The organism is Streptomyces sp. NPDC004647 (genome assembly GCF_040609575.1).
Taxonomy (GTDB): domain Bacteria; phylum Actinomycetota; class Actinomycetes; order Streptomycetales; family Streptomycetaceae; genus Streptomyces.
Window position 1 is genome coordinate 1 of sequence record NZ_JBEXKU010000175.1, and the last position, 3981, is coordinate 3981.

Annotated in this window: 2 protein-coding genes and 1 pseudogene; all 3 read left to right on the forward strand. The window is 68.6% G+C overall.

Annotated elements, in window-relative coordinates; translation table 11 throughout:
• Positions 1-101 (forward strand): annotated as a pseudogene (locus ABZW18_RS34270) (ATP-binding protein); the annotation flags it as partial.
• 329 nt (positions 102-430) lie between these two features.
• Positions 431-3523, forward strand: a complete 3093-nt coding sequence (locus ABZW18_RS34275) for a nitrate- and nitrite sensing domain-containing protein (protein WP_356195303.1) — start codon at positions 431-433, stop codon at positions 3521-3523.
• 10 nt (positions 3524-3533) lie between these two features.
• Entirely contained in the window at positions 3534-3947 is a 414-nt protein-coding gene (locus tag ABZW18_RS34280; protein WP_356195306.1) for a roadblock/LC7 domain-containing protein, read from the forward strand.
• The last annotated feature ends 34 nt before the right edge of the window (positions 3948-3981 follow it).

Genomic DNA, 3981 nt, shown 5'->3' on the forward strand with positions numbered 1-3981 from the left:
CCGACGCCCCCATCATCATCACCGACGCCCGCCACCGCGCCGACGCCAAGAGCGCCCTCATCACGCTCGTCGAGCACGCCCTCATGGCCCGGCTCAAGTAGGCGGCGGAGGACGGAAGTTGATCCTCTGGCGGGCTGTGTCGTTTGACACGGCCCGCCACTGTGTTCATAACGTTTCGACAGTGAATTCTGAGCGTCTCGGAACCCGACGCATTCGCTTCGCTTCGCTGTGCGCACGATCACCCTTCCATTTGCCGGACCTGGCGCTTTATGCCCCATTTATCTGGCCCTTGGGGCGGTCGGAACGGTCTTCGGAGGGTGTTTGGAATGCAAGCCCCTGACGTGCTGCAATTCCCTGAACTGCCGAGTATTAATGGTCCAGAAGATAGACGGCACACCGTAGGTGCCGACGCCGAGAGGTTGTTGGTCGAGTGAGGCGAAGCAAGACCGGCCCCGCGTCGCAACAGACGCGAGGCAACTTCACCCCGCCGCCGCGCGATGCGGCGTCGCCCGCCGATGTGCCCAGTGCCGCTCCCGCGAGCGGCAGCCGGCTCTCCCCCCGCAACTGGCGCGTGCCCACCCGGCTGAACGCGATCCTGCTCATACCGGTGCTCGTGGGACTCGTCTTCGGCGGCTTCCAGGTCAACAGCTCCATCCAGACCTGGAAAGAGGCGCAGGACGCCGAGAAGACCGCTCTGCTGGTGCGCGCCGCGGCCACGTACGGCCAGGCCCTGGTCAACGAGCGTGACCGGTCCGCCGTGCCGCTGCTGATGGGTGACCGTGACAGCAAGGTCGTCACCGAGCTCCGCGCCAAGACCGACGCGGCGAAGAGGGAATTCGACGCCCAGGTCGCGGAGATGCCGGACCAGCCGGGCCTCGAGCGGCGTCTGAAGATCTTCCAGGACGTCGAGCCGAAGCTCCAGGACCTCCGCGACGGCGCCTACACCTCGGCCCTGCCGGGCGTGAAGACCGAAGAGGGCTACGTCCAGGTCCAGCACCCGCTCATGGAGTTCGCCAACGAACTGGGCCTCGGCACCGGCAACATCACCAGCTACGGCCGTACGGTCTACGCGGTCTCCCTGGCCAAGGCCGCCGAGTCACTGCAGCGCTCCATCGGCATGCACCTGCTGGTCAAGCCCGGTCCGGGCGCTAAGGACCGCGGCACCCAGGTCACCGCTTTCACCTCGTACGCCTACCTGGAGAACATCGCCCTCGGCGAGTACGTCTCCGGTGGCACCGCCGAGGACCAGGTGCGCCTGAAGAAGGTGCTCCTGGCGGCCCAGGCCGAGGGCAAGAAGAAGGTCGCCGCGGCCGAGCAGCGGGCCGACGCCGCCGGCGTGCCGTTCGTGCCGCCGCCGCCGCTGAAGGACATGATCACGGCTATCGGCCGGGGCACCCCCGCCGACGACCTCAAGCCGAAGGGCATCACGCCCGAGACCTGGTTCGCCTCCTCGACCGGCAAGTTCGACGCCTACCGCTCGATCGAGAAGGACCTCGTCGACAAGGCCGTGAACGAGGCCTCGCAGATCTCCGACGACGCCCGCCAGGACGCGATCGTCAACGGCGCCATCGTGCTCCTCGCCCTGTTCACCGCCTTCATCATCGCGGGCCTGATGGCCCGCGCGATGAGCAACAGCATGCGCCAGCTGCGCAACGCGGCCTTCGATGTCGCAGAGCAGCGGCTGCCGCTGCTGGTCGACCAGCTGTCGCGTACGGACCCGGGCCGCGTGGACACCCGCGTGCACCCGATCCCGATCACCAGCCAGGACGAGATCGGCGAGGTCGCCCGCGCCTTCGACCAGGTGCACCGCGAGGCGGTCCGGCTCGCCGCCGAGCAGGCGCTGCTGCGAGGCAACGTCAACGCGATCTTCACCAACCTCTCGAGCCGTAACCAGGGACTCATCGAAGGCCAGCTCAGCCTGATCACCGAGCTGGAGAACAACGAGGCGGACCCGGACCAGCTGGAGAACCTCTTCCGGCTGGACCACCTGGCGACCCGTATGCGCCGCAACGGCGAGAACCTCCTGATTCTCGCGGGCGAGGAGCCCGGCCACCGCTGGAACCAGCCGGTGCCGCTGGTGGACGTGCTCCGCGCCGCCTCCTCCGAGGTGGAGAACTACGAGCGCATCGAGCTCACCGGCGTCCCGGAGAGCGAGATTCACGGCACCGCCGTGACCGACCTCGTCCATCTGCTCTCCGAGCTGCTGGAGAACGCCACGTCGTTCTCCTCGCCGCAGACGAAGGTGCGGGTCACCGCGACCCGGCTGCCGGACGGCCGTGTCATGGTCGAGATCCACGACAAGGGCATCGGCCTCACCGCCGAGGACTTCGCGGACATCAACCACAAGCTGGCCAACCCGCCGACCGTGGACGCCGCGATCTCGCAGCGCATGGGCCTGTTCGTGGTCGGCCGGCTGGCCGAACGGCACGGCATCCGCGTCCAGCTCCGCCCCTCGGGCGAGCAGGCCGGTACGACGTCGCTGGTCATGCTCCCGGACGCGATCACCCACGGTGGTGGCGGAGAGGTGCCCCAGGAAGACTTCACGGTCTCCCGGATCGTGCCCGAGCAGCCCGCGCCGTTCAACAGCGGATTCGACGGCGCACCGCAGACCCCGATGCGGACGGCGGCGGAGCTCGGCTTCGACGACGCCCGCTACGGCGTACCGGACGACGCCCGCGAGCTGGACCCGCTGGGCCGCTCGCTGATGCGCGAGGAGCTACGGGCGCAGCTGGGGGCCCAGACGGCCGAGGAGCCCACCGGGTTCCGCGACCGGGACCGGACCGAGCAGTCCGGGTACCAGGACGCGGAGCAGGGCTACGACACCGCCGAGTACCCTCAGGCCGCCTATCCGGAATCCGGGTACCAGGACGCCGGCTACCAGGACACCGGCTACCGGGACTCCGGCTATCCCGAAGTGGCCTACGGTGATCCCGCGGGCGACGACCAGCAGGCGTACACCCAGTACGGCAGCCGTACCCAGCAGGACGAGTGGACTGCGCCCGCTTCCTACGAGAGCCGGTACGAGCCCGAATACGGAGCCGAATCGGAATCTCAGGGCAGTCCCGCGGAAGCACAGGACCGCGTAGGCTTCGAGCGTCCGGGCCCCTCTCCGAGTGGTGCCAATTCCGTGACCGGCGCCGGCCTGCCGCGCCGCGACAAGGGATGGCAGCAGCCCGAGGAGCCGGAGCGGACTCAGCAGGTCGCCGAGGTTCAGCAGGAGAACGGCAGCGACTGGCGGTCGAAGAACGACGACCGCTGGCAGCGTGCCGAGCAGCTCCGGGAGCCGAAGGCCGGCGGAGTCACTCCGTCCGGACTCCCCCGGCGGGTGCCGAAGGCCAACCTGGTCGAAGGCACCGCAGAGCAGACCCCGCAGGGCGGCCCCCAGGTCTCCCGAGCCCCTGAGGACATCCGCGGCAGGTTGAGCAACCTGCGGCGGGGCGTCCAGCAGGGGCGCAACGCAGGGATGGACACAAACGGCCAGGGCTTCGGTCCCGGCGGCAGCACCTACGATCAGGAGCGTTAGTGTGAGCCCGATGAGCCAGGCGGCGCAGAACCTGAACTGGTTGATCACCAACTTCGTGGACAACACCCCGGGGGTGTCCCACACGGTGGTGGTCTCCGCCGACGGACTCCTTCTGGCGATGTCCGAAGGGTTCCCGCGCGACCGCGCCGATCAGCTTGCGGCCGTGGCCTCCGGCCTGACGTCGCTGACGGCCGGCGCCTCCCGCATTTTCGAAGGCGGTTCGGTCAATCAGACCGTCGTGGAGATGGAACGTGGTTTCCTCTTCATCATGTCCGTCTCCGACGGTTCCTCGCTGGCCGTACTCGCCCACCCCGACTGCGACATCGGCCTTGTGGGCTACGAGATGGCTCTCCTGGTCGACCGAGCGGGCAGCGTCCTCACCCCGGACCTGCGCGCGGAACTCCAAGGCAGCCTTCTCAACTAACAGACAGTGCAGTGCGTTTCGCGGCCCCCCCCCC

What these genes read in the sequence shown, in the direction of transcription:
- ABZW18_RS34280 (WP_356195306.1), top strand. Translation starts at nt 3,534, where the DNA reads ATGAGCCAGGCGGCGCAGAACCTGAACTGGTTGATCACCAACTTCGTG.